This window comes from Neolewinella marina (genome assembly GCF_002631205.1).
Lineage (GTDB): Bacteria > Bacteroidota > Bacteroidia > Chitinophagales > Saprospiraceae > Neolewinella > Neolewinella marina.
Genome location: NZ_PDLO01000001.1, coordinates 136,520 through 162,346 on the forward strand (window position 1 = coordinate 136,520; position 25,827 = coordinate 162,346).

General features: G+C 63.0%; 24 protein-coding genes. 15 read left to right on the plus strand and 9 right to left on the minus strand.

From position 1 onward, the window contains the following. Nucleotides 1-3: 3 nt before the first annotated feature. The 6 genes from CGL56_RS00530 to CGL56_RS00555 all read left to right on the plus strand — a co-directional run bounded on the left by CGL56_RS00530 (nucleotide 4) and on the right by CGL56_RS00555 (nucleotide 5,814). A complete protein-coding gene (locus CGL56_RS00530) occupies nucleotides 4-1,332 on the plus strand; it encodes a hypothetical protein (protein ID WP_099104554.1) in 1,329 nt (442 codons plus the stop codon). 106 nt (nucleotides 1,333-1,438) lie between these two features. After that, a complete protein-coding gene (locus CGL56_RS00535; RefSeq protein WP_099104555.1) occupies nucleotides 1,439-1,999 on the plus strand; it encodes a YceD family protein in 561 nt (186 codons plus the stop codon). 19 nt (nucleotides 2,000-2,018) lie between these two features. Then, complete coding sequence (rpmF, locus tag CGL56_RS00540) at nucleotides 2,019-2,249, plus strand: 50S ribosomal protein L32 (protein WP_099104556.1); 231 nt, start codon at nucleotides 2,019-2,021, stop codon at nucleotides 2,247-2,249. Nucleotides 2,250-2,354: 105 nt separating this feature from the next. Further along, nucleotides 2,355-2,741, plus strand: coding sequence for a Rid family detoxifying hydrolase (locus tag CGL56_RS00545; RefSeq protein WP_099104557.1), 387 nt, complete (start codon nucleotides 2,355-2,357; stop codon nucleotides 2,739-2,741). A 10-nt stretch (nucleotides 2,742-2,751) separates the two neighbouring features. After that, complete coding sequence (locus CGL56_RS00550) at nucleotides 2,752-3,612, plus strand: homogentisate phytyltransferase (protein WP_099104558.1); 861 nt, start codon at nucleotides 2,752-2,754, stop codon at nucleotides 3,610-3,612. A gap of 168 nt (nucleotides 3,613-3,780) precedes the next feature. Then, the gene (locus CGL56_RS00555; RefSeq protein ID WP_099104559.1) at nucleotides 3,781-5,814 is read left to right on the plus strand and encodes a S9 family peptidase; all 2,034 of its coding nucleotides are present in this window, start codon (nucleotides 3,781-3,783) and stop codon (nucleotides 5,812-5,814) included. Nucleotides 5,815-5,895: 81 nt separating this feature from the next. Here CGL56_RS00555 and CGL56_RS00560 read toward each other — a convergent pair whose 3' ends face one another. Then, nucleotides 5,896-7,089: a hypothetical protein gene (locus CGL56_RS00560; protein ID WP_099104560.1), complete on the minus strand. Its 1,194-nt coding sequence runs from the start codon at nucleotides 7,087-7,089 to the stop codon at nucleotides 5,896-5,898. A 68-nt stretch (nucleotides 7,090-7,157) separates the two neighbouring features. Then, complete coding sequence (ctlX, locus tag CGL56_RS00565) at nucleotides 7,158-8,081, minus strand: citrulline utilization hydrolase CtlX (protein ID WP_167641540.1); 924 nt, start codon at nucleotides 8,079-8,081, stop codon at nucleotides 7,158-7,160. A gap of 96 nt (nucleotides 8,082-8,177) precedes the next feature. Here ctlX and ggt point away from each other — a divergent pair, with 96 nt between their 5' ends. Next, on the plus strand, nucleotides 8,178-9,863 hold the full coding sequence (gene ggt / locus CGL56_RS00570; protein WP_099104562.1) for a gamma-glutamyltransferase: 1,686 nt from the start codon (nucleotides 8,178-8,180) through the stop codon (nucleotides 9,861-9,863). Here ggt and CGL56_RS00575 read toward each other — a convergent pair. Beyond that, nucleotides 9,860-11,071 carry a pyridoxal phosphate-dependent aminotransferase gene (locus CGL56_RS00575; RefSeq protein ID WP_099104563.1) on the minus strand — a complete coding sequence of 404 codons (1,212 nt, stop codon included), beginning with the start codon at nucleotides 11,069-11,071 and terminating at the stop codon, nucleotides 9,860-9,862. The two genes, ggt and CGL56_RS00575, sit on opposite strands and share 4 nt — an antisense overlap. A 178-nt stretch (nucleotides 11,072-11,249) precedes the next feature. On the opposite strand from CGL56_RS00575, the gene CGL56_RS00580 reads away from it, so the two are divergent. Next, nucleotides 11,250-12,617, plus strand: coding sequence for an MFS transporter (locus tag CGL56_RS00580; RefSeq protein WP_209280271.1), 1,368 nt, complete (start codon nucleotides 11,250-11,252; stop codon nucleotides 12,615-12,617). 4 nt (nucleotides 12,618-12,621) lie between these two features. Here the strand turns inward: CGL56_RS00580 and CGL56_RS00585 are convergent, their stop codons facing one another. The 3 genes from CGL56_RS00585 to mnmH are packed head-to-tail and all read right to left on the minus strand — an operon-like array spanning nucleotide 12,622 to nucleotide 15,436. Further along, nucleotides 12,622-13,917 carry a TRAP transporter large permease gene (locus CGL56_RS00585; RefSeq protein WP_099104564.1) on the minus strand — a complete coding sequence of 432 codons (1,296 nt, stop codon included), beginning with the start codon at nucleotides 13,915-13,917 and terminating at the stop codon, nucleotides 12,622-12,624. Next, complete coding sequence (locus CGL56_RS00590; protein WP_245183951.1) at nucleotides 13,914-14,423, minus strand: TRAP transporter small permease subunit; 510 nt, start codon at nucleotides 14,421-14,423, stop codon at nucleotides 13,914-13,916. Before CGL56_RS00590 ends, CGL56_RS00585 begins: the two co-directional genes overlap by 4 nt. Further along, the gene (gene mnmH / locus CGL56_RS00595; RefSeq protein WP_099104565.1) at nucleotides 14,420-15,436 is read right to left on the minus strand and encodes a tRNA 2-selenouridine(34) synthase MnmH; all 1,017 of its coding nucleotides are present in this window, start codon (nucleotides 15,434-15,436) and stop codon (nucleotides 14,420-14,422) included. Before mnmH ends, CGL56_RS00590 begins: the two co-directional genes overlap by 4 nt. A 342-nt stretch (nucleotides 15,437-15,778) precedes the next feature. Between mnmH and CGL56_RS00600 the strand changes: the two genes are divergently transcribed. The 5 genes from CGL56_RS00600 (at nucleotide 15,779) to gldF (ending at nucleotide 20,024) form a co-directional block, all read left to right on the plus strand. Beyond that, nucleotides 15,779-16,645 (plus strand): ATP-grasp domain-containing protein, encoded by an 867-nt coding sequence (locus CGL56_RS00600; RefSeq protein WP_167641538.1) that lies wholly within the window; start codon nucleotides 15,779-15,781, stop codon nucleotides 16,643-16,645. Next, a complete protein-coding gene (locus CGL56_RS00605; RefSeq protein WP_099104567.1) occupies nucleotides 16,642-17,604 on the plus strand; it encodes a succinylglutamate desuccinylase/aspartoacylase family protein in 963 nt (320 codons plus the stop codon). Before CGL56_RS00600 ends, CGL56_RS00605 begins: the two co-directional genes overlap by 4 nt. Nucleotides 17,605-17,701: 97 nt before the next feature. Further along, a complete protein-coding gene (gene gldA / locus CGL56_RS00610) occupies nucleotides 17,702-18,616 on the plus strand; it encodes a gliding motility-associated ABC transporter ATP-binding subunit GldA (RefSeq protein ID WP_099104568.1) in 915 nt (304 codons plus the stop codon). Nucleotides 18,617-18,631: 15 nt separating this feature from the next. Next, the gene (locus tag CGL56_RS00615; protein WP_099104569.1) at nucleotides 18,632-19,291 is read left to right on the plus strand and encodes a hypothetical protein; all 660 of its coding nucleotides are present in this window, start codon (nucleotides 18,632-18,634) and stop codon (nucleotides 19,289-19,291) included. Between the two features lies 1 nt (nucleotide 19,292). Then, the gene (gldF, locus tag CGL56_RS00620; RefSeq protein WP_099104570.1) at nucleotides 19,293-20,024 is read left to right on the plus strand and encodes a gliding motility-associated ABC transporter permease subunit GldF; all 732 of its coding nucleotides are present in this window, start codon (nucleotides 19,293-19,295) and stop codon (nucleotides 20,022-20,024) included. A 27-nt stretch (nucleotides 20,025-20,051) separates the two neighbouring features. Here the strand turns inward: gldF and CGL56_RS18315 are convergent, their stop codons facing one another. Beyond that, nucleotides 20,052-20,546 (minus strand): glycoside hydrolase family 30 beta sandwich domain-containing protein, encoded by a 495-nt coding sequence (locus tag CGL56_RS18315; RefSeq protein WP_209280270.1) that lies wholly within the window; start codon nucleotides 20,544-20,546, stop codon nucleotides 20,052-20,054. A gap of 27 nt (nucleotides 20,547-20,573) precedes the next feature. Further along, nucleotides 20,574-21,467, minus strand: a complete 894-nt coding sequence (locus CGL56_RS18320) for a glycoside hydrolase family 30 protein (protein ID WP_209280269.1) — start codon at nucleotides 21,465-21,467, stop codon at nucleotides 20,574-20,576. A 94-nt stretch (nucleotides 21,468-21,561) separates the two neighbouring features. Between CGL56_RS18320 and CGL56_RS00630 the strand changes: the two genes are divergently transcribed. Both CGL56_RS00630 and CGL56_RS00635 read left to right on the plus strand, forming a co-directional pair. Further along, nucleotides 21,562-23,460: a RecQ family ATP-dependent DNA helicase gene (locus CGL56_RS00630; protein ID WP_099104571.1), complete on the plus strand. Its 1,899-nt coding sequence runs from the start codon at nucleotides 21,562-21,564 to the stop codon at nucleotides 23,458-23,460. Next, complete coding sequence (locus CGL56_RS00635) at nucleotides 23,457-24,548, plus strand: glycosyltransferase family 4 protein (RefSeq protein ID WP_099104572.1); 1,092 nt, start codon at nucleotides 23,457-23,459, stop codon at nucleotides 24,546-24,548. Before CGL56_RS00630 ends, CGL56_RS00635 begins: the two co-directional genes overlap by 4 nt. Here CGL56_RS00635 and CGL56_RS00640 read toward each other — a convergent pair. Further along, nucleotides 24,545-25,747, minus strand: coding sequence for a ribonuclease D (locus CGL56_RS00640; protein WP_245183950.1), 1,203 nt, complete (start codon nucleotides 25,745-25,747; stop codon nucleotides 24,545-24,547). The genes CGL56_RS00635 and CGL56_RS00640 overlap by 4 nt on opposite strands. Nucleotides 25,748-25,827: the final 80 nt, after the last annotated feature.

Consider the following 25,827-nt stretch of genomic DNA (forward strand, 5'->3'; position numbering starts at 1 on the left):
GGGATGGAGCAGCCGGGAATAGCGACGACAACCAAGGAAAAGCCGAAGTGGCTCCGTAAACTGGAGCGGGAAAGCTGGCAGCCGGAACTGATCATTTCCGGGGCCGCCATCTTCGGCAGCCTGCAGCTGCCGGACCTCATCACCCAGATGGAGCACTACTTCCTGCTCCATTACGACCGCGACACCCTCTTCATCTGCTACATCGCCAGCATCTACTGGCGTATCCTGGCCAACGGCCTCATCCTCACTTTTATCTTCCACTTCATCGTGCGGGCGCTCTGGATCGGACTGGCGGGGCTCAACTCGGTATATCCCGGCGGCTTCCGGGTAAACCAACGGTTCAGCGCTCACTACCAGGACAAATTGCGGGAGGAATACGGCAACGTGGATGGACTCATCGCCCGCCTCGACCGCCTGGGCAGCGGCATCTTCGGCGTAGCGTTCGCCGTATCGGGAGTATTTCTCAATTTTGGCCTCATCGGGCTGGTGTTCATCGTGCTTCACTCCTGGCTGATGGGCCAGGGCTTACCCGCCGACCGGGTGCTGCTGATCATCGGAGTCTGCCTGGCCCCGCTGCTGCTGCTTTCCCTGCTTTCGATGCTCAGCCACGTGGAACGTTGGCGCGACACGGACATCGTACGGCGCTTCCAGTGGCCGATTACCAAAATTATTTCCCGGGCCACCTATCCCCTGGGCCGCCGCTTCATCGTCACCGCTACCAACCTGGTCACCTCCTACTACGCGGATCGCAAATCATTTATCTGGTACTACCTGGTAGGTATGGTGGGCCTCACGGTTATGGCACTCAGCAGTGTCTTATTCAACGATAATACGCGGCTGTTTGTGGACCGGGTGTACCACCGCATTGCCGCCGACTCCCTGATGTTGGCAACGGATTACGCCGCCGAAGCCTCATTTGAAGGCATCTACTACCGCCCGGTTCTCGACCGGGAGCAGGGGCTGTCTACGGAGGGTATGATGGTCTGGATTCCGCTGCCCGAGCGGGAAATGGCTTACCTCCTGGGCGACTGCTCCCTTCCGGAAGTGGAGGAAAGCCTGCCCAGAGAAGAACGCCGCCACCTGACGCGTCAGCGGACGGTGAACTGTGGACGGCAGTACATGAGCATCGAACTGAACGGCCAGCCCCAACTGAATTTCAGCCTGGAGCGTCAGTACCGCAGCAATGCGGCGGGGGACCAATACGGAATGCGTGCCTTCCTGCCCGACCCGCCCCTGGAGGCGGGGAAGAACCTGCTGCGGGTAACGACGGGCTATCCCCACGAAGAAACGGGTGAACCCCGGGTGGCCTCCCTTCCGTTCTACTATTTTTAGCGGGACAAACGTTTTGTTTTATCCACACCATCGCCGTACCTTTGCGCCCACTTTGAAACGTCCCTAGGGTGCCAATGGGTACCGTTCCGGTTCAAATCTCTGCCTTATGTCTACTCCATCTGCTTTTATCTTACCCCTTAAGGGGCTCGGAAAGGGGTTTTACGAGTACGACCTTGAGGTGGACGATGCTTTTTTCGCTGCCTTTCCCGAATCGCCGATCCGGCGCGCCTCCGTTGGTCTGCACCTGATCGTCGACAAGCAGAGCCGCGAGATGGTGGTTGATTTCGACTTTGGCGGAACGATCGCCACGGCTTGCGATCGTTGTCTGGCCGACATCGACCTGCCCATCCAGGATCGCCGGCAGCTGATCGTCAAGTTCTCCGTGGAGGCCGACGCCCAGCAAGACGAAGGCGACATCGTGTATTTGCACCCGGACACCAACGACTTCAACCTGGCCCCCTTCGTCTATGAGATGGTGGTGCTTTCCGTACCGATGATCCGTACCTACGATTGTCAGACCGGCGAGCCGCCCTACCCCTGCGACGAAGACATGCTTGAGCGGATCGATGCTTCCTACGACAGTCCGTCGGAGGCACCTACCCCCCAGGCGGGCGACGGAAACAAGTCGAGTCCCTGGGACGTACTTAAAGACCTGAATAAAAATTAGCTTAAAATAGTTTTACGCCATGGCACATCCCAAGTCCCGGATTTCGAAGCAGCGCAAGCGCAAGCGTCGGACCCACTATAAGGCAACAGCTCCTACCCTCACGACCTGCCAGACCACCGGCGAGCTGCACCAGCCGCACCGTGCCTACAAGGACAGTGAAGGCAACCTCTTCTACAACGGCAACCTGATCGTGAAGGCGCCGGAGGTAATCGTAGCCGACACCACCGAAGATACCGAGGAGGACAACTAGGCGGCCCCGCCCCCTGGTTTATCCACCTTTACTAGCCCGCCGGCCCCGCCGGCGGGCTATTCGTGTTTTATAAATGCGGCTATCTTGCGGGCAAAACCCGAGTATATGCCCAAGCAGATTGTCTCTACCGACCAGGCCCCCGCCCCCGTCGGCGCCTACAACCAGGCCACCCTCGCCAACGGGGTGCTTTACGTCAGCGGACAAATCGCCCTCCACCCCGAAAGCGGCGATCTGATCACCACCGACATTGAAGCGGAAACCGAACAGGTGATGGAGAACCTGAAGGCCATCGTGGAAGCCGCCGGCAGCAGCATGGAGCAGATCCTGAAGTGCGAGGTTTTCGTCAGCGACATGGAGAATTTCGGCCGCATCAATACCGTCTACGCCCGCTACTTCAACGAGGACACCGCCCCGGCCCGCGCCCTGGTACAGGTAGCCAACCTGCCCAAGTACGTCAACGTAGAGATCAGCTGTATCGCGGTGGTCGAGTAATCCCCCCGCCATGCTCACCCTTCTCCGCTTCGCCCGCGCCCACACCATCGTCGGGACCACCGCCTCCCTGCTGGCCCTCTACCTGATGGCCAGCCGCCACCTGCACACCTCCGACTGGGGGATGTTCGCCGTCAGCCTGCTGAGCTGCCTGGCGGCCAATGTCTACATCACGGGACTCAACCAGCTGACCGACGTGGAGATCGACCGCATCAATAAGCCCTACCTCCCCCTGGCCAGCGGGGCGTATTCCCTCACCACGGGCTACCTCATCGTGGGACTGTCCGGCCTGCTGGCCCTGATCACCTGCTTCGTTTATCCCCCCTTTCTGCCGGCCACCGTGATCGCCAGCATGCTCCTCGGAACTGCCTACAGCGTGCCGCCCGTACGGCTGAAGCGGTTTCACTTCTGGGCCGCCATCTGTATCATCGTGGTCCGGGGGCTCATCGTCAACCTGCTGCTCTACCTCCACTTCCGCTGGTGGCTGGGCGAGAATCCGGTCATCCCCGACACGGTGTGGCTGCTCACGGCGGCCGTCTTCACCTTCGGCATCGTCATCGCCTGGTTCAAGGACCTGCCGGATACCGAAGGCGACGCGGCCCACGGCATCCGCACCCTCTCGCTGGTGAAGAACCGCGACTGGGTCTTCCGCGTCGGGGCCTGGGTTTTCCGGCTCACCCTGCTGGGCGTGGCGGCGGTTGCCTACCGCATCGGTTACCCCGGACTGGTCGTCGGTCAGCTCCTGCTCCTGGCGGGCTTCGAGTGGCTCAGCCGGCGGCTCGACCTCAGGGAACAGGCCTCCATCGCCCGCTTCTACCAGGGGGTCTGGCTGCTGTTTTTCCTGGAGTACGGCATCTTCGCGGTATTCGGCTGACGTTCATCAGGGCGCGGCCGCGGGTGCCGTATCCGGCTGAACCGCCCACCAACGGAACACCACCCCCTCGGGCACTCGCCCTGCGCTGAACCATTCCACTTTGCGGTCCTTCCCTATTACCTTGCACCCGCGCTCCGCCGCCGCAACCTTCCGATTTAAATAAGCCCTATGCTCCCCCCGAAGCCCAAGAAAGTACCCCACGAACTCACCCTCCACGGCGATACCCGCCGCGACGACTACTACTGGATGAACCAGCGGGAAGACCCCGAAGTGATCGCCCACCTGGAAGCCGAAAACGCCTACTTCGAGGCCAGGACCGCTCACCAGCAGGAGGCGCGGGAAGCCCTCTTCCAGGAAATCAAAAGCCGGATCAAGGAGGACGACAGCAGCGTGCCCTACGCCCTGAGGGGATACGTGTACCAGACCCGCTACGAAACCGGCGACCAGTACCCCCGCTACTTCCGGCGCCCCCTGCACGAGCAGGCCGACGAGACGCTGATGTTTGACGTTAATGAGATGGCCAAACCCTTCGACTACTACCACGTCGGAGGGATGGCGGTGAGCGACGACAACCGCTACGTGAGCTACGGAGAGGATACCATCAGCCGGCGCATCTACACCATCCACATCAAGGACCTGCTCACGGGACAGCACCTGCCGGACCAGATCCCGAACACCACCGGCGGCAGCGTCTGGAGCGCCGATGGTAAATACCTGTTCTACTCCGTCAAGGACGAGGCCCTGCGGCCCTACAAGATCATGCGCCACGAACTGGGCACCGCCCCCCAGGACGACGTCGTGGTTTTTGAAGAGAAGGACGAAACCTTCCGCGCCTACGTCTTCCGCAGCAAGTCGCGGAAATACATCGTCATCGGCTCCGCCCAGACCGTCAGTACGGAATACCGCCTGCTGCCGGCCGATGATCCCACGGGTATGCCCCGGCTGTTTCAGGCCCGGGAACGGAACCTGGAGTACGCCATCGAGCACATTGACGACCGTTTCTACGTGCTGACCAACTACCAGGCGCGGAACTTCCAGCTGATGGTGACCCCCGAGGAGAAGACGGAGAAGGAGCACTGGAGTACGGTTATCCCCCACCGTGACGACGTGCTGCTGGAGGGACTCGATATCTTCCGCAACTTCCTGGTATTGAGCGAGCGACAGAACGGACTGACCAAGCTGCGGGTACGCCCCTTTGACGGGGAGGAGCACTACATCGAGTTCCAGGACGCGGCCTATATGGCCTACACCACGGCCAACCCGGAAATCGAGACCGACGTGCTACGCTACGGCTACCAGAGCATGACCACGCCCCCCAGCACCTACGACTACGACATGCGTACCCGCGAACAGGTGTTGCTGAAGCAGCAGCCCGTCCTGGGCGACTTCTCTCCGGACGATTACGAAAGCGAGCGGGTATTTTCCGAATCCCGCGACGGTACCCGCGTGCCCCTGAGCATCGTCTACCGGAAGGGCACCAAAAAAGACGGGAAAGCCCCCCTGCTGCTCTACGCCTACGGCAGCTACGGCCACAGCCTCGACCCCAGCTTCAGCATCACCCGTCTCAGCCTGCTGAACCGGGGCATGATCTTCGTCATCGCCCACATCCGCGGTGGCGAAGAGATGGGCCGTCACTGGTACGAGGACGGGAAGTTGCTGAAGAAGAAGAACACCTTCTACGACTTTATTGACGCCGCGGAGTGGCTGGTGAAGCAGCAATACACCAGTCCCGACCGCCTCTACGCCATGGGCGGCAGCGCGGGCGGCCTGCTGATGGGCGCGGTGGCCAACCTGCGGCCCGACCTGTTCGCCGGTATGGTCTCCCAGGTCCCCTTCGTGGACGTGGTCACGACCATGCTCGACGATTCCATCCCGCTCACCACCGGGGAGTACGACGAGTGGGGCAACCCCAACGACCCGGAGTACTACCACTACATCAAGAGCTACAGCCCCCTGGACCAGGTGAAGGCCCAGGATTATCCGCCGATGCTGGTCACCACCGGCCTCCACGACAGCCAGGTGCAGTACTGGGAGCCCGCCAAGTGGGTGGCCAGGCTGCGGGAGCTCAAGACCGACGACAACGAAATCCTCTTCCACGTGAACATGGAAGCCGGCCACGGTGGGGCCTCCGGTCGCTTCGAACAGATCCGGGAGGTGGCGCGGGACTACGCCTGGATCCTCGACCGGCCCGGACTGCTTTAGGCAAAAGATGGCCCCGCCGCCGGTACTGTTTACCGGGGCGGGGCCCACACATACGGGAAACGACAAAAAGGTTTTTTGGGATTATATCAGCCGGTTACTCTCCACGAGCCGGTGCTGTAATTGGGGTTTCAGGACGGCCACCGCATCCAGGATGAGGTCGGCGTCGGAGGGGAAGCGCCGGGGCTGGTTGCCGATGCGGCGGCGGGATTCGGGGCTGAGGGCCCGGGGGTCGCCGCGGTAGGTGCTGGCGTAATTTTCGAAGTGGGCCTCGGCGGTCAGGTCCTCGGCATCGATCAGCCGTCCGTCGCGGAGGTCGTAAAGTTCAACGCTGCCCGTCACCAGGGCGGTCTTTTGCTGCAGAACCTCCAGCACCTCGGCCTGCACGATGATTTCCCGGGGGCGGGTCAGGTCATTGCCCAGGGAATCCTTGGCCACGTTGCCGTTGCCGTCGAGGACGTATTCTTCCCCGTCGACGACCTTGCGTTCGTCCAGGTAACTGCGCTCACTGATGCGCTCCGGGCTGACCTGGAGGTCGCGGATCGCGATGCGCGCCCGGTAGTCGTAGCTCACGTTCCGGCGGGGGGTGCCGAGGTCGTAGCTGCGCCAGCGGTCGTCCATCTCCGCGGTACGCAGTCGCAGCAGTTCCTCCTCGAAGCCGGCCGGGAGGAAGGCGCGGCTTTCGTTGGCTACCTCCACGGTAATGTAGACCCGTCCGAGGGTTTCCGCTTCGCTCACCAGCCGCCGCGTGTCGCGGTAGTTGGGTGCGTAGCGGTCGATTCGTTCCAGGGTATGGTAGGCGTCGCGGGCGGCGGACTTGTCGCCCCGGCGCCCGGCGGCGAGTTCGGCCAGGGCCTGATCGTACAACTGAGCGGCGGCCCGCTCCTGGCTTTCCACCACGAGGTCCTCGACGTGGACGAAGCGGAAGGTAGCCTTACGGCCGTCCTTGTCGTAAAGGGGAAGCAGCGGGCGGAGGGCATCCTGCCGCCGCTTCAGGTTATCGTAGATGGCGTGGATGCGTACCCAGTCGGGCTGGCTGGCCTGCCGCAGAAAGGCCGCCCGGTTGACGTCTTCCTCGTTGGCGCGGTTGACGGCCGTTTCCAGAGCCGCCACCAGGCGGGGGTTCTTCTTTTGCTTGCCCGTCAGCCGGCGCTGGGCCAGTTCGATGGTGGCCTCGTAGTCGCCCGCCTCGACGAGCGACTGCACCGAGGTACAGGCGGGGGCTGCCAGGACCAGCGCGCCCAGCAGCAGCCAGAGGTAGGGAAGCGGGGCTTTCATGTCGTTTCGTTTACGACAAAGCTATTCCCCCTACCCCACCGGAATCTCTACGGATTGGTTAATCCGCCTTAAGGTTTGTTAAGGAAAATCTCGGCCAGCATACAGCGGGCACTACCGCCTCCGTACTGCTCGATGGTTTCCAGGTCGGCGTGGAGGATGCGCATTCCCTCCGGCTCCAACAGGGCGTCGCGCTGTTCCTCGGACAGGGAATGGAAGGCGGCGGACGACATGATCCATACCGGCCCGTCGGGGGTAACGGCTTCGAGGGCGTTGCCGGCGAACTGGTCGATCTGCTCCAGCGACAGTCCGATGATGCGCTTGCCGGACAGGGCGATGCTTTCCGTCAGCTTTGATTTTTCGGCTGGATCCCGTACCGCATCCAGACACACCAGCACGTCGCGGGTTCCGATGGCCATCATCACGTTGGTGTGGTAGATCACCTCGCCACGGGCGTCGTAGCCGTGAAAGGTGATCGGCTGGTAGCCCATCAGTTCACACCATTCGTGCACGGCCGCCAGGCTGCAGCGCTGGGAGAGGCAGGCGTAGGCAATGCGGGCCTTGCGGTCGAGCAGCAGGCAGCCCGTGCTTTCCAGATACCACTCGCGGTCTTCCCAGGGGGACAGGTCCAGGTGCTGCTGTACCGCAAATTGCTCGCTGATGTAATCGATGATGTCGGCCCGCCGCTCCTGCCGCCGCTGCGGCCAGAAGGTGGGATAGGTCACCAGGGTGCCCCCCTCGTGGGTGGAAAACCAGTTGTTGGGGAACACGGCATCGGGCTTGACCGGAGCGGGGGTGTCTTCGATCACGTGGACGGTGACTCCGGCGCGGCGGAGCAAGTCGGCGAAGTTGTCGAACTCCTCCACGGCCCGGGCCGCCACGGCGGAGTAGGTTTCGTCGGATACGGCTTCCTGGAAGGAATTGTCGGCGACCGTCTCGCTGGCGCGGGCGAAGTTGGCCGGCCGAACGAGCAACAGGTGGTTGGTGGTTTGCATGAAGGACTTGGTTAGGCCCTGTGAAGGTGCGACGAATTCCGTCAATCCGGAAATGGGGTGGGCCGGCATTATGTACATTGTGGGAAAACCCCCTGCATGAAGTACCTGCCCTTCCTTCTGTTACTTGTTCTGGGCTGCCGGGAAACGCCCCGGGTAGATTATCAGGCTGAAAAAGCGGCCACTTATACCACCGCCGCCATTGCCGGGCCTCACCCCCTGGCCACCCAGGCGGGGCTGGAAATCCTGCGGCGCGGCGGCAACGCCATTGATGCGGCGGTGACCATGCAACTGGCCATGGCCGTGGTCTATCCCCGGGCCGGCAACATCGGCGGGGGCGGCTTCCTGGTCTACCGGGCGGCCGACGGGGAGGCCATCACTTTGGATTACCGCGAGGTGGCGCCGGCCGCCGCTCACCGCGACATGTACCTGGACGGGAATGGGGAAGTAACGGACGGCCTCAGCACCCGCGGCCATCTGGCCGTAGGCGTACCGGGAACGGTAGCGGGCATTGCGGCCATGCACGAGCGGTTCGGCAGCCTGCCCTGGGCGGAACTGGTGCAGCCGGCCATTGACCTGGCGGCGGACGGCTACCGGCTCAGCGAAGCGGAGATCGGGCGGTTGAAGCGCTACCACGACGACTTCGCCGAATTCAACGACGCCACCCCCTTTAGCGACAGTTCGCTGGTGGCGGGGACGCGGGTGCAGCAGCCGGACCTGGCCGCCACCCTGACCCGGATCCAGGCGGAGGGACGCGACGGCTTCTACCGCGGCGAGACGGCCGACCTCATCGTAGCCGAGATGGAGAGCGGTGGCGGGCTGATCACCAACCAGGACCTGAGCGACTACCAGCCCAAGTGGAAGGCCCCGATCACCCAGGAATACCAGGGTTACCGCCTCATCTCCATGCCCCCCAGCAGCAGCGGCGGCATCGCCCTGGGGCAGATGGCGAAAATGGTGGAGCCTTACCCCCTGGCAGAATACGGCTTCCAGAGTGTATCATCGGTCCAGGTCATCGCCGAGGCCATGCGGCGGGCCTACGCCGACCGGGCCGAATACCTCGGGGATGCCGATTTTTATCCCGTACCGGTGGATTCCCTGCTGAATGACGGCTACCTGCGGGAGCGGATGGCTGATTTTACCTTCGATACCGCGGGCACCAGCACCGCCATCCTGGCGGGCGACCTGCCGATGAAGGAAACCTTCGAGACCACCCACATCAGCATCGTCGACAGCCTGGGCAATGCCGTTTCCATCACTACTACCCTGAACGGCAACTTCGGCAGCAAGGTGATGGTCGACGGCGGAGGTTTCTTCCTCAACAACGAAATGGACGACTTCAGCGCCAAGCCCGGGGTGCCCAATATGTTCGGGCTGGTCGGCAAGGAGGCCAACGCCATTCAGCCCGGCAAGCGGATGCTCTCCAGCATGACCCCCACCATCGTGGAAAAGGACGGCCAGCTGTTTATGGTCCTCGGTGCGCCCGGCGGATCGACCATCATTACGGCCGTCCTACAGACTTTCCTCAACGTGGTGGCGTACGGCATGGACCTCCCGGAGGCCGTGGCGGCCCCCCGCTTCCACCACCAGTGGCTCCCGGACGAAATCCTGTACGAGTCCGAGGCCCTGTCTGGCGGGGTAAAGGACAGCCTCGAGGCACTGGGCTACCGCTTCCGGGAAGTCAACAGCATGGCGGTCATCAAGGCGATACAGTCCCTACCCGACGGTCGCCTGCAGGCGGCCGCCGACCCCCGGAATCCGGACGATGATGTAGCGGGTTACTAGTTCAGTTCCTTCAGGGCCGCGGCGATGCGGTCCACGGCCTGGCGGAGCTGCTCCTCGCTGGCGGCGTAGCTGATGCGGAGGCAGTCGGGGGCACCGAAGGCTCCTCCGGTTACGGTAGCCACGTGGGCCTTCACCAGCAGATAGGCGGCCAGGTCATCGGCGTCGTTGATGGTGGTTTCCCCGTCGCTCATGCCGAAGAAGGCGCTTACGTCGGGAAAAATGTAGAACGCACCCTGGGGGCGGTTCACCTTCATGCCGTCGATCTTTTCCAGTCCGTCGATGATGAGTTCGCGGCGGCGGGCGAAGGCCTCCTTCATGGCAATGGTGGGCCCCAGGTCGCTGTTCAGGGCGTGGGCGCCGGCGTGCTGGGCGATGCTGTTGGCCCCGCTGGTGTTCTGTCCCTGCAGCTTGTTGCAGGCGTCGGCGATGACCTGGGGGGCACCGAGGTAGCCCAGGCGCCAGCCGGTCATGGCAAACCCCTTGCTGAATCCGTTGACCGTAATGGTCCGGTCTTTCACTTCGGGAAAGGTGCCGATGCTGGCGTGCTCCCCGGTAAAGTTGATGTGCTCGTAGATTTCGTCGGAGACCACGTAGACGTTCGGGTAGTCCGCCAGCATCTTGCTGATGGCGGCCAGCTCGTCGGCGGTGTACACCGAGCCGGTGGGGTTACACGGGGAGGAGAACAGGATGAACTTCGTGCGATCGGTGATGGCCTCGGCGATGGCTTCGGGGGTCACCTTGTAGTCCTCCTCAATGCCGGCACCTACGATCACCGCCTTGCCGCCCGCCACTTCGACCATGGCCGAGTAGCTTACCCAGAAGGGGGCCAGAATGACCACCTCGTCGCCCTCGTTCAACATGGCGAAGCAGACGTTGGCAATGCTCTGCTTGGCACCGGTGCTCACCACGATCTGGGAGGGAGCGTAGTCCAGGTTGTTTTCCCGCTTGAACTTGTCCGAAATGGCCTTGCGCAGCTCGGCGGTGCCGGGTACGGGGGTGTACTTCGTATGTCCGGCGTCGAGGGCGCGCTTGGCGGCCTCCTTGATGTGGTCCGGGGTGTCGAAATCCGGTTCACCGAGGCTCAGGCTGATGACGTCGTGTCCCTGGGCCATAACCTCGCGGCCGAGCTGGGCCATACGCAGGGTGGCGGATTCTTCCATCGTCAGCACGCGGTCGGAAAGCGGAGAAGTAGCAGTAGTTGAAGCCATGGTCGGAAACTGTTTTTTGGGAACGCGAAGATAAGGGCCGGCGACGGGGGTGGCGGCAGAATATCCGGGGACGCGGCTACCAAATTTACCGCATAGTGGAATACCCAACCCTATCTTCGGGCCTTGCCCGGCCTGGGCGACCTACTTTTTTCAGCCCTCCGCATTTACCCCTTCGATCATGTCAACCATCTCCATCGGTTCCTTCAAGCCCCGATTAAGTTTCTGGGAAATCTGGAACATGAGTTTCGGCTTCCTCGGGATCCAGTTCGGCTTCGCCCTGCAGAACGCCAACGTCAGCCGCATCTTCGAAACCCTGGGGGCCTCCCCCGACGAGCTGCCGATCCTGTGGCTGGCCGCCCCGGTGACCGGACTACTGGTCCAACCCATCGTCGGCTACTACAGCGACCGCACCTGGAGTGAGCGCTGGGGCCGTCGCCGCCCCTTCTTTGCCGTAGGGGCCATCCTGGCTACCGTAGCCCTGTTCCTGATGCCCAACTCCACCGCCCTGTGGATGGCCGTCCTGATGCTGTGGGTGCTCGACGCCTCCATCAACATCAGCATGGAGCCCTTCCGAGCCTTCGTGGGCGATATGCTCCCTAACGAGCAGCGCACCCGGGGTTTCGCCATGCAAAGCTTCTTCATTGGCACCGGCGCGGTCATCGCCTCCGCCCTGCCCTACATCTTCACGAACTGGTTCGGACTGACCAATACGGCCCCCGAAGGGGCCATTCCGGATTCCGTGCGCTGGTCTTTCTACCTGGGCGGAATCGCCTATTTCACGGCCGTAATGTGGACGGTCTTCAAGAGCAGGGAGTACCCGCCCGACGACCTGGAGGAGCTGCGGCGGGAGAACGCCGCGAAAGGGATATACGACGGCATCAAGGAATCTTTCCTGGGCATCTTCCGTATGCCGAAAACCATGGTGCAGCTCTCGGCCGTCCAGTTTTTTTCCTGGTTCGCCCTGTTTGCCATGTGGATTTATATGACCTCGGCCGTCACCAGTCACATTTACGGCACCACGGACACCAATTCGGAGGCCTACAACGCCGGTGCCGACTGGGTGGGCATCTGTTTTGCCGTATACAACGGCGTCGCAGCCCTGGCGGCCTTTCTCCTTCCCGTGATCGCCCGGCTGCTCAACCGGCGGCTCACCCACCTGCTGGCGCTTTTCTGCGGGGCGCTCGGCCTGGCCAGCGTCTACTTTATGGAGGATCCGAATATGCTGCTGCTTTCCATGGTGGGGGTCGGTATTGCCTGGGCCAGTATCCTGAGCATGCCCTACGCCATCATCAGCAGCATCCTGCCCGCCGACAAGATGGGCTACTACATGGGGGTCTTCAACTTCTTCATCGTGATTCCCCAGATCGTGGCGGCCGGCCTGCTGGGCTTCATTCTGAGCACCTTCTTCGGCAACGTGGCCATCTACGCCCTGCTCATCGGAGCCGTGTCCTTTGCCCTTTCCGGAATGCTGTGCCTCATCGTGGACGACAACGAGGTAGACGTGGACTTCGCCCTGCCCAAGAACCCCATCGAGCCCATCACCTGATCGGCTACCGTACCCCCAGCCACTCCGGGAAAAAGACTACTACCGCCAGCAGAATAATCTGAATGATTAGAAAGGGCACAATGCCCCGGTACAGGTGGCCGGTGGTCACCTCCGGGGGCGCTACCCCCTTCAGGTAAAACAGGGCAAAGCCGAAAGGCGGCGACAGGAAGCTCGTCTGCAGGTTGATGCCCAGGAGGATACCCAGCCAGATGAGGTCTGTGCCGTAGGCCACGAATACCGGAGTGACCACGGGTACGATGATGAAGACGATCTCAATGAAATCGATGAAGAAACCCGCCACGAAAACCACCACCATGACCAGGGCCAGGAACTGATACTCCGGCAGGTCGCTGCGTTCGATCAGGCTGACCAGGAAACGGTCGCCCCCCAATTCTCGGAACACCAGCGAAAAGGTGGTCGCCCCCAACAGGATCATGAACACCATGCTGGTCAGGTGGGAAGTATCGCGGCACACGGCGCGGGTAACGGGCCAGTCCAGCCGACCCTGGCTCCACGTCAGCAGTACGGCACCCGCGGCCCCGACCCCCGCCGCTTCGGTCGGACTGGCCAGCCCCACCAAAATGCTCCCCAGCACGGCCACGATGAGCAGCAGGGGCAGGAACAGGCTCTGCAGCACCTTGATGACCAGCGCGCGGTCCCAGGCGGGGCCGGATTCGGTGCGCGGGAAAGAGCGGGGACGCAACACGCCCAGGCCAAGCAAATACACGATGTAGGCCGCCACCAGCAGCAGACTGGGATAGAGGGCGGCGCGGAAAAGCCCCCCGACGCTCACCTGGAGGACGCTGCCCAGCAATACCAGCACCACCGAGGGAGGAATGATCTGTCCGAGGGTCCCCGAGGCCGCGATGACCCCGGTAGCCACCGTGGGTGGATAGCCCTTCCGGAGCATTGGCGGCAGGCTGATGAGCCCCATGGTGATGACGGTGGCCCCGACGATCCCCGTTGAGGCCGCAAGCAGCGCGCCTACGATGACCACGGAAACGGCCATGCCGCCCCTGACCCGTCCGAACAGGCTGGCCATGCTGTTGAGCATCCGCTCCGCCAGTCCGCTCTTTTCCAGCATGATGCCCATGAAGACGAAGAGGGGCACCGCCAGCAGGACGGAGTTATCCATCACCCCCATGATCCGGTTCGGCAGCAGGCTCAGCACGTTAAAGTCGAGGAAACAGAGGGCATAGAGCAGGCTCAGTCCCCCGAGGGTAAAGGCCACCGGGTAACCGTAGAGCACCAGCAGGAAAATGCTGACGAAGAGGATGAGTGCCAGTACCGCCAGGCTCACGATTCCTCGGGTTGGGGGGTGGTGTCCGTGGCCGCCCGGTAGCATTCGGCCAGTCCCTGCAGAATAAGCAGGGCCGCGGAAAAGGGAACCACCGCCTTGATGGGAAAGTAGCGGGGAATGCCGTTGGGGTTGGGGCTGCCCTCGGCCGACAGCCAGGATTCGTAGGCGTACTGTGTACTGAAATACAGCAGAACCACGGCCCACGGCAGGAGAAAGATCAGTCCGCCCACCAGGTTGACCAGCCGCTTGTCGGCGGGACTGAACTTCTCGTAGAAGAGGTCCACCCGCACGTGGCGATCCTGCTGCAGGGCATAGGGTATGCCGAGCAGGAAAATGAGGGAGAAGAGGTGCCACTCCAGTTCGATTACCCAGGCGGCGGTGAGGGAAAAGAACCACCGCAGGAGGACGTCCACCACCACCAGAATGATGAGCAGGATGTTCAGCAGGGAGGCCGCCCGCCCGATGCCGGCCACCAGGGCGTCGATGCCGCGGACGAGCTGCTTCATGCGAGGTTGAGGATTTGGCGGGCCGTCACTGCGGGATCGGGATCCTGGAGGGTGAGGCGGGTTACTTCCCCGGCGCCCTTGCGGGCGGCGTAGTGGGCGTAGGTCTTGTCGTAGTACACCAGGGCGATGCGGGCGGCGGTAGGAAAGTCCTGTTGCTCCAGGGCCTTCAGGGCGGCTTGCAGGTGTTGGCCACCCAATCTTTTGCGCAGCCGGGTGAAGGCGGCGGCCAGGTCCTCGGGTTGGTAGCCCGCGTAGTCGCGGACCAGGTTGGCTACCCGCCATTCCTCGGGTTGTTCCAATTCAATGACCGGCGCGGCCACCAGCCGGTCGTAGAAGGCGTCGGGCTGGCAAACGATACCGATCATCCGACTCTCATCCTCCACCCACACGGTGCGCCCCGGGGGGATGCGCCGCAGGGCCGCGAAGAGGAGATTTTCGAAGGATTCAGTAGTTGGTTGGGGAGCTTCTCCGAGCGCCCCGAAGGAAGACCCCTTGTGATTGGCCAGCCCTTCCAGGTCGATGATGGATTCGCCAGCCGCCGCCAGGGCGTGGAGGACCCGTGTCTTGCCCGACCCGGTGGGTCCGCTGATTACCCGGAGGGGGTGGCGTTCGGTGGCGAGCCACGAGCGGACAAAGGCGCGGTAGGCCTTGTACCCGCCGGCCAGTTGGCGTACGTCCATGCCGGCCTTTTCGAGCAGCCAGGCTACGCTGCCGCTCCGCTGTCCGCCGCGCCAGCACTGCACCACCACCCGCCCCTGGGGAGCTGCGGCGCGGGCCGATTCTACCAGTTGCCGCATCTTCCCACCGGCGATCTCCAGGCCGCGCAGCAGGGCCGCATCGGGGCTTTCCTGCTTGTACAGGGTGCCCACCTCGGCCCGCTCCGCGTCGGAGAACAGGGGAAGGTTGACGGCCCCCGGGGCGTGCCCCCTGGCGTATTCGCCGGGACTGCGGACATCGAGCAGAACGCGGTCGGCTTCACCGGCAAAGAAAGTTTCCGCGGTCAGGGTCTGCATCAAGGGTTGATTGGTCATGCTATTCGGCCTTCCTGCGCCCCCGGGCACCCGCGCCCGACGCCCCGAGGTTGCGGAAGCGGCGGGGAGAAATTACCTGAAAGGTCATGTGAGGGAGAAAGGTCGGATAGACCGAAAGATAGAAAAAAAGGGAACTTAGCGCTGATTAGCACTTACCCGTGTGACCCGCAATTGGCGCTGTTTTCCAGTGCTTCGTTCCCTAAAACGGCTTGGGCTTTATTGCAGGGTAACGATCTGCCTTGAGCGCCTGGCCCGGGCACACCCTGGCTCATTATTGGATAGAAAAGCAAAGCCCAAACAACCGATTACCTTTGCCGCATGCGGATGACGGTATTCTCTCGCGGCCCCGGCCTGTACAGCACCCGACGACTGATGGAGGCCGGCGAGGGCCTCGGTCACGATATGGAGGTAGTGGATCACGCCCTCTGCAGCCCCATCCTGGCGGGCAAGAAAACCAGCATCCTGCACAATGGCAGCCCGCTCCGGCTGCCGGAAGTGGCCATTCCCCGCATTGGGGCCAACATCACTTCCCGGGGGGTATCCCTGATCCGCCAACTGGACGCCCTCGGCGTTCCCCACATCCTTTCGGCGGACGGCCTCCTGCTCGCCCGCGACAAGATGAGCTGCCTGCAGCGGCTGGCCGGGGCGGGTATCGACGTGCCCCGCACGGTGCTGTGTTTCTCCACCTGGGAAGCCCGGCGGATTGCTCCTAAAATGGGGCCCTTCCCCATTGTCGTCAAGCTGCTCGAGAGTACCCACGGCGTAGGCGTGGCCCTGGCCCACAACCTCCACCAACTCGACCGGCTGGTGGAGGGCTTCCTGCAACTGCAGGACCGTGTCGTGCTGCAGGAGTACATCCGCGAAAGCAAGGGGGCCGACCAGCGGGCCTTCGTGGTGGGCGATACCATCGTGGCGGCCATGGAGCGGCGGGCGGCACCGGGGGAGTTCCGGGCCAATATTCACCGGGGCGCCTCCGCGGAGCGGATTGACCTCAGCGAGTCCGAAAGGGAGCTTGTGCTACTTACTGCCCGTACCATCGGCGTGGAAGTAGCCGGGGTGGACCTCATCCGCAGTCACCGGGGCCCCCTGGTCATGGAGGTTAACGCCAGCCCCGGTCTGGAAGGCATCGAGGGGGCCACCAAGGTGGATATTGCCGCGGCCATCATCCGGTATGCAGAACAAAAAGTATGAGTACGATCTCTCCCCTCTCGCTGGCCAACGGCGAATTCTATCCCGGTCAATCGGGCACCGTTGAACTGGTAGCGGGCCAGTTGCCCAGCGGTAACCCCGTCTCCATCAGGGCCCACGTATTCCGGAGCTTCCGGCCCGGCCCCACCATCCTCTTTCTGGCGGGGGTCCACGGCGACGAGATCAACGGGGTGGAGATCCTGCGCCGCGGCCTCCGCGTCAAGCTGTTTGAACACCTGATCGCGGGCACGGTGGTGGTGGTCCCCCTGCTGAACGTCTACGGCTTCAACAACTTCAGCCGCGACGTCCCCGACGGAAAGGACGTCAACCGGAGTTTCCCGGGCAGTAACACCGGATCACTGGCCAGCCGCATCGCCGCCGGATTGAGCAAGAACCTGCTGGCCCACTGCGACCTGGCGGTGGACTTCCACACCGGGGGGCGGGGCCTCTTCAACTACCCCCAGATTCGCTACTCCCCCGACGATCCCACCGCGGAGGCCGCCGCCCGCCAGTTCAACCCACCGGTGATCCTGTCGGCCAAGGCCCCCTCGAAATCACTGCGGAGATCCGCCTTCAAAACCCTGGGGCTGAGCGTACTGACCTACGAAGGCGGAGAAAACCTGCGCTACGACGGCCCCAGCATCCAGGAGGGCTTGGCCGGAATCAAGCGGTTGCTGTACGCCCGCGATATGCTGAAGCGGCCGGTGAACAGCCTCACCGACCGGGAGCCCATCGGGCTGTCCGCCAGCAGCTGGGTCCGCGCTGGCCGCGCCGGGCTTTTCCAGTGGAGCAAGCGCAGCGGCTACCCCGTGCGCAAGGGAGAGCCCATCGGCGTCATCCACGACCCCCACGGCGTGCGCCCCAACAAGCGGATCCTTTCCCCCCGCACCGGGTTCATCATCGGCCATACCAACTCCGCGGTGGTGAGCCAGGGCGACGCCCTGTTTCACATCGGATACTGAGCGACAGCCCGGGCGTGCCGACCAACTTTCGTTATTTTGCCCCGCTTCGCTACCTCCGACGGACGTTAAGCGCTCCCCAATTCAAATCTTCCTACCCATGTCCATAACCGTTTCCAACCTGACCAAGCTATACGGTGAACAGCGGGCGGTAGACGACCTCAGCTTCACGGCCCGGCCCGGGGAGGTGTTGGGCTTCCTGGGCCCCAACGGCGCGGGCAAGACCACGACGATGAAGATCCTGACCTGCTACCTGAGTCAGTCGAGCGGCACGGCGGAAGTCTGCGGGTACAACGTCGAGACCGACAGCCTGGAGGTACGCAAGCGGGTGGGTTACCTGCCGGAACACAATCCCCTCTACCCGGACATGTACGTCAGGGAATACCTCGCCTTCGCGGCGGCCACCCACCGGATTTCCCGACCCCGGGAACGCATTGCGGAGCTCATCGAGCTTACCGGTCTGGGGCGGGAAGCCAACAAGCAGATTAGCGCCCTCTCCAAGGGCTACCGCCAGCGGGTAGGCCTGGCCCAGGCCCTGCTCCACGACCCCCAGGTGCTGATCCTCGACGAGCCCACCAGCGGACTGGACCCCAACCAGCTCGCCGAGATCCGGCGGCTGATCCAGGAACTGGGCAAGGAAAAGACCGTGGTCTTCAGCACCCACATCATGCAGGAGGTCCAGGCCATCTGCGACCGGGTAATCATTATCGATCGGGGCAAGGTGGTGGCCGACGACCCCATCGACCGGCTCCAGCGCCGATTGAGCGGCAGCCGGTCGCTGCTGGTTCAGTTCGACCGTCAGGTGGAAGCCGACAAGCTGCTGCGCATCAAGGGAGTGGACCAGGTAGTTCCCACCAAGGAACTCCACAGCTACCGCCTGCTGCTGAGCGCCGGCAGCGATCCCCGCCCGGAGGTATTCCACTTTGCGGTGGACAATAACCTCGTGCTGCTGGGGCTCAACGTGGAGGCGCTGAGTGTGGAGGAAGTGTTCCGCGCCCTGACCGCCGCGGGATAATCTTACCTTTGCCCCATGAGGTGGATACTGCTGCTGCTCCCCTGTTTCCTGGCCGGTCAGTCTGAAAGACCGCTCGACGCCGCCTTCCGGTTTGCGGATGGCGTCTACCTGTCGCACGCCACCCTGCTGGCCAACGCACCGGAAATCGGCTGGGCCGACGTCGGGGGTGAAATGGTACAGCTCCCCGAGGACCACCGGCTGCAGATCGACGGCTTCCACCTGCGCTCAGCCGGCGCCGATAAACCATCCGAAACTCCCTACGCCGTAGCCCTTGAAGGGGAAGCCTACCTCTTCGTGGAGCACGATGCCCGCCGGGGGTTTCACGAATTTGCCGGCCTGCAGGTCGTGGGCCGCTTCAGTACCGTTACCTACGACACCACCGTCCACCTGCGCCGCTTGATGAAAGCCTACAACCCGGCCACGGGGACACCCTTCCGCGAAGGCTGGGTGGAGCGCGACCAGCGGCGGACCGTCCACCGGGTGGTCGACATGACCACCGGCGAACGGCTTCCCCTGGACCGGGCTACCGTGCAGCGACTGGTGACCGGGGAATCCGACCTGGAAAGTGCCCTGGAACAACTGGCCGACGACTCGGACGCCAAACTGCGGCGGGCCCTGGAAATTTATAACAAGCGACATCCGTTATTGCTCCCCCCACCCCAAGCCAACCGCTAGCATGACCGCCATTTTCCGCAAGGAGATCAACGCCTTTTTTTCCAGCCTGATCGGCTACGTCGTCATTGCGGTCTTCCTGGTCGTCACCGGGCTGTTTCTGTTCGTTTTCCCGGACACGAGCCTGCTCAACTACGGCTACGCCACTCTGGGTCCCTTCTTCACCCTGGCCCCCAACATCCTCCTCTTCCTCATTCCGGCCATTTGTATGCGCGCCTTCGCCGAGGAGCGGCAGACCGGGGCCATCGAGTTGCTGGTCACCCGCCCCCTGCGCGACGTCGAGATCGTCATGGGCAAGTTCCTGGCCTGCCTCACCCTGGTGGTTATCGCCCTGTTGCCCACCGCGCTGTACTACTATACCATCTACCAACTCGGCGCACCGGCGGGAAACATCGACGCCGGGGGCACCATCGGCAGCTACCTGGGACTGCTGTTCCTCAGCATGGCTTTCGTGGCGATCGGGCTCCTGGCCAGTTCGCTCACCCGCAACCAGATCGTGGGATTTCTACTGGCGCTGGCCCTGACCTTCTGGTTCTACTTCGGGTTTGACTATCTGGCTTCCCTCCCGGTTTTTTACGGCAACGGTGACGTCTTCATCGCCAGCCTCGGTATGCAGGAGCACTTCCGCAGCCTGGGCCGTGGGCTCATCGACAGCCGCGACGTCATCTATTTTCTCAGCCTTACCGCCTTCTTCATCCTGCTGACCGTCATCAGTCTGGAGCGCCGCAAATGGTAGGTCCGGCGGCGGAGCGCGGGTGCCGGATCAGCCGCCAGTTCCGGGTAATACGTAGGTAGCTACTGCGCCGGCCGGCAACCGGGTGGCCAGCTGCCGGTCGCCGAGATCCAGGGTGAATTCCTCCTCCCCTTCCCCGTTGTTCAGGACGATCACCACCACCTCCCCCGACGGGGTACGGTAGGCTACGTTGGGCAGGATTTCCGGTTCCGAGGAGGCGATCCGTACCGATGCCGGCGGCACGAAGCGGCTGGCGTGGGCAATGACGTAGTAGGCCGTATTCCGGTGGACGCGCTGCCCGTCGATGGTCAGGGCACCCAGGCAGCGGGTGCAGCCGCCCTCGGTGTGGGGATCCTGGTTGGCGTCGGCGGCGAGGTTCCATTCCAGTACCGTTTCGCACCAGTTGCGGGGGGCACCGATGAGGAGTTCTCGTACGTGCCATTTCAGGTCGCCCGCGAAGTCGCCGGGGGCACCGATCCACTGCTCGGTAAAGTACAGGTGTTTGTCGGGATAGGCCTCGTGCACCTGGGTCAGGTTCCCGATCTCCCCGCCTTAGAGGTGGAAGGCGGATCCGTCCACGTAGGGGCGGGCCCGATCGTCGGCCAGCACCGTCAGGGGATAATCCGGCCGGTCGGCGTTGTGGTCGTAGATCACGATACGGGTGTCGAGACCGGCGGCGGCGAAGGCGGGTCCCAGGTGTTCCCCGACGAAGGTCGCCTGGGCTTCGGCCTCCATCAGCAGGCTTGGGTTGTTGCCGGGATGAAGGGGTTCATTCTGCACGGTGACGGCGTCGATGGTTATTCCCTCCGCCGCCATCTCCCGAACGTAGCGCACGAAGTAGCGGGCGTAAGCCGGATAATGCCGGGGCAACAAGCTCCCGCCCTTCGAGCTGCCGTTATCCTTCATCCACACCGGCGGCGACCAGGGTGAGGCCATCAACCGGATAGCTGGATTGACCTCCAGAATCTCTTTAAGTACAGGAATGAGGTGGCGGCGATCGGGGTCCAGCGAAAAATGTACCATCTCCGGATCCGTCTGTCCGGCGGGAAGGTCATTGTAAGAGAAAACCTCCGCGTCCAGGTCGGAAGCGCCCAGGCTGAGGCGGAGGTAGCTGATGCCGATGGCCGCTCCGGTACGGCCGAACAATTCCTGCAGCAACTCCCGGCGTTGGTCGGTGGGTAGGGCGTGGATGAGTTCGGCGCTGCCCCCGGTAAGGGTAAAGCCGAAGCCCTGCATCGCCTGGAAGCTGCGGTCGGGCTCCAGGACGATCCGGTGCCCTTCGTCACTTCCCGACTCGGTCGATGACAGTGGCTCGAAGGACAGCAGCCGCGCGCTGTCGGCGGTCGTTACGTAACCATGGGCCTGGGGGACCGACGACTCAGAGGGCACGGGGCCACAACCGAAGAGGCAGGAGGCCAGGGCCAGGAGGGGGAGCAGAATTTTCATGGACACAAGGTAGCGGAAGGCCGCCGGCCCTGCCGCCCCGCGGTTTCCTATTTTTACCACCACAGTCCCCGCTTCCGGCGGAGGAACACCCGCCATGCCCACGCCCACCGACATTCTGCAACAATACTGGGGCTACCCCGCCTTCCGCCCCCTGCAGGCGGACATCATCGACAGTGTGCTCCAGGGGCAGGACACCCTGGCGCTCCTGCCCACCGGCGGGGGGAAAAGCATCTGTTTCCAGGTGCCGGGATTGATGCTGGAAGGAGTTACCCTGGTCGTTTCTCCCCTCATTGCCCTGATGAAGGACCAGGTGCGGCAGTTGCGGAAGCGGGGCATTGTGGCGGACGCCGTCTACAGCGGCATGCGCAACGCCGACATCGATCGCGTCCTCGACAATGCGGTGTACGGCAACACGAAGTTCCTGTACCTTAGCCCCGAGCGGTTGCTCACCGACCTGGCCCGCGAACGGATCCGGCGGATGCCGCTGGCCCTGGTAGCCGTGGATGAGGCGCACTGCATCAGCCAGTGGGGCTACGACTTCCGCCCCCCCTACCTGCGCATCGCCGAGCTGAGGGAACTCCACCCCACCGTCCCCTTCATTGCCGTCACGGCTACGGCCACCCCCACCGTGGTGGAGGACATCCAGGAAAAGCTCGAGTTCCGGGCCCGACGCGACCTGTTCCAGCAGAGCTTTTCCCGGGAGAACCTCGCCTACGTGGTCCGCCGGCCCGCCAGCAAGGAGCAGCAACTCCTGGAGGTGCTGAACGGTGTAAAGGGGACGGCCATCGTCTACGTACGCAGTCGTGGCCTCACCAAGGAAATCGCCCACAAGCTCACCCGCCGGGGCATTCCGGCGGCGGCCTACCACGCGGGCCTTGAAGGAGAGGAGAAGGACAAGCGACAGGAGGCCTGGCTAGAGGGGCGGCTGAGGGTCATGGTGGCCACCAACGCCTTCGGGATGGGGATCGACAAGCCCGACGTCCGGACGGTCATCCACTACGGCCCGCCGGACAGTCCGGAAGCCTACTTCCAGGAGGCCGGCCGCGGCGGCCGCGATGGTAAGCCAGCCTACGGCGTCATGCTCTACCACTCCTCCGACGGGGAGCGGCTGATCCAGCACTGGGAGGCGAGCTACCCACCTATTCCTGAGATCAAACGCCTGTACCGGGCCCTGGGCAGTTACCTCCAGCTGGCCGTTGGCGGTGGCAAGGGAGAGGTGTACGATTTCGATCTCGGCAGCTTCGGCAAGCGCTTCGGCTTCGACGTCCGCCAGGCCTACAGCGGACTGAAGGCCCTGGAACAGGCGGGCTACGTAATGCTCACCGACGATATTGAGCAGCCGGCGCAGTTGCAGTTCCTCATCGGCAAGGAAAGACTCTACGACTACCAGATCAAGCACCCCCAGACCAACAAACTGGTCAAGTCCATCCTGCGGACCACCCAGGGCGCCTTTCTAAATCCCGTCCAGCTGCGGGAGGGCGCCCTGGCGAACTTCCTTAAAATAAGCCTGGAGGAACTGCGGCGTACCTTCCTGAAGATGAAGGGGGAAGGCATCATTGACTACACCCCCGAGCGCTCCGGGCCCCAGCTCGTATTCGTCGAGGAGCGCATCGACCCCGACAACCTCCGCATCGACGAGCGGCAGTACCGCTTTCTGAGGGACCGCGCCCGCCACCGCATCGACACCATGATCGGCTACTGCGAAAGGGACGACCAGTGTCGGTCGCAGCGGCTGCTGCACTACTTCGGGGAATCCGAAGCCCCCGAATGCGGACTGTGCGACGTGTGCCGCCGCCGCAAAATTCCGCCGCCGGACTGCCGGCAGGTCCTCTCCAGGGTCACCGAACTGCTGACCGCCCGGGGCAACTTGTCCGTTCCCGAACTGCTGAAGGCCTTCCCCACCCTGGCCCAGCCGGAAATCTCCGGCATCCTGCAGGATCTCATCAATGAAGGACTGCTCGTCAAGCAGGCCGATAGCCTACGCCTGCCTTGAGGATCATCTGCACCGTCACCAACGACCTCTCCCACGACCAGCGGATGCACCGCATCTGCGGCAGTCTGCAGGCCGCCGGGCATACCGTTACCCTGGTCGGACGGGTACTGCCCAACAGCCCCCCCCTCACCCCCCGTCCCTACCAACAGCACCGGATCAGTTGTCGCACCCTGCGCGGCAAACGATTCTATGTCGAATACAACCTCCGCCTGTGGGGGCAGCTGCGCCGGTGGGACTTCGACGTCATCTGCGCAGCGGACCTGGACACCCTCCCGGCCGGCGTAATCCTGGCGGGCATCAGCCGCAAGCTGGTCTATGATGCCCACGAGTGGTTCAGCGAGACCCCGGAAGTATACCACCGCCCCCTGGTACGCGGATTCTGGCGCGGTCTGGGGCGGGCCCTGGTCCCATTCACCGACGCCCGCTACACCGTCGGGCCCAAACTGGCGGAAGCCCTGGAAAAAGACTACGGGCGGCCCTTCGAGGTGATCCGGAACCTGCCACAAAAGCAAGCGGATTCGTTTTCGGAAAATACTGGAGGAGTAATCCTTTACCAAGGCATGCTGAATCCCGGACGGGGACTGGAACAGGCCATCGGTGCCCTTCCCCTGCTGCCCGACTGCCGGTTGTGGATCGTGGGTTCGGGGCCCGAGCGGGGGCGGCTGGAAGCCCTCGCTGAGCGCGAGGGCGTGGCCGATCGAGTCTGGTTTGCAGGTTTCCGCCCCCCGGAGGAGTTGCCCGAATTGACAAAGCAGTCCTGGCTGGGCCTCAACCTGTTGGAGGGCAGCAGTCCCAGTTATTATTACAGTCTGGCGAACAAGAGCCTGGATTACCTACAGGCTGGTTTGCCAAGTGTGCAAATGGACTACCCGGAATACCGGGCGCTGCACGAACGGTACCACTGCTTTGTGCTGCTGGAGGAACTCACGGCACCCGCGCTCGCCGCCCGAATACGCCAACTATGGGATGCTCCTGCAGCCTATGACCAACTGCGGGAGAACTGCCGTGCGGCCGCCCGGGAACTGTGCTGGGAACGGGAAGAAGCCCGTCTCCTGGCGATTTACGCGGCCCTGGAGGAGCGCGGCTAGTGCGTCAGGCTGATCTTGCCGCCCTCGATCCGGAGCTGTAGGTTATCGAAGTTCTTGAGCCAGTCGACGAAGTCTTCACCCAGCAATTCCCGCCGCCAGCCGGAACCGAGGATGGACTTGCGGACGGATTCGTCCTGCTTCATCCGTCGGATGGCGTTGCGGGGCATCACCAGGGCATGGCTGATGTCAGCCTCGTTGGCGCGATACTTCATCAGCAGGTAGAGCAGTTCGACGATCATGTCGTCCTCCTCGTCGTCCTGGGTACTGCGCTGGATGCCCTTCACGATTTTGAGCTCCTCGGGGGTGGCGGGCTTTTCGTACATCTCCACGAAGAGGTCGCCGTAGCGGCTCACCGTCTTGCCGGGCAGGCGGCGATTCTCCTGCATGCTCTGCTTGCCGCCCTTGACGCCGCGGACGAGCTGTCCGATGATCTTGCTGGAGAGGATCATCTCCTTGCTGTAATTCTTCTTTTCGGCCTGGGCGCGCCGCCACTCAAATAACCGGAGCAGGAATACCCGTTCCTGGGTACGGCTGGAGCGGGCGATGTTGCTGTTGAGCAGCTCGTGGTTCGGGTCGCGGTAGTAGTAGTCTTCTTCGGTCATGAGGGCGCATTCCTCCAGGGCCCAGTCCAGGCGTCCGTTGGCCTTCAATTTGCCGGTGATGGTATCGTAGAGTTCCCGCAGGTAAAGGACGTCGGTCAGGGCGTACTTGATCTGCTTTTCGCTCATCGGCCGCTTGGCCCAGTCGGTGACGGCGTAGCCCTTGCCCACCTTCTCCCCTACTTCGGCCTCCACCAGCTTGGCGAAGCTCGTTGGGTACCGGTGGCCACAGAAGGCGGCCGCGACCTGGGTATCGAAGACATTGGCCGGAATCGTGCCGTAGGCCCGGTACAGCAGCCGGTAGTCGTTGTCGCCCGCGTGGGTGATCTTGACGATGTCGGGGTTCTCGAGCAGTCGCAGGAAGGGCGTCAGGTCGGTGACCTTGATCGGATCCAGGAGGAAGTATCCGTCGCGGGTACTGATCTGGATCAGGCACAGCAGGGTCTGGTAGCGCTTTTCGCCGATGAATTCGGTGTCGAAGCCCATCCACTGGATGCCTGCGCACTGTTCGAAGAAAGAATCCAGGCCATCCTGGGAATCAATGAGGGTGTAGTCGATACCGGCAACGGTCATGGGCGTGATCTGGTGTTTTCTGAACAAAAATGGTGGCGTAAGGTAAGGCATTACCACAACAGCGGGCCAACCGGCCCGGTCCTGAAGCGTTTTCGTTTAAACCCAGC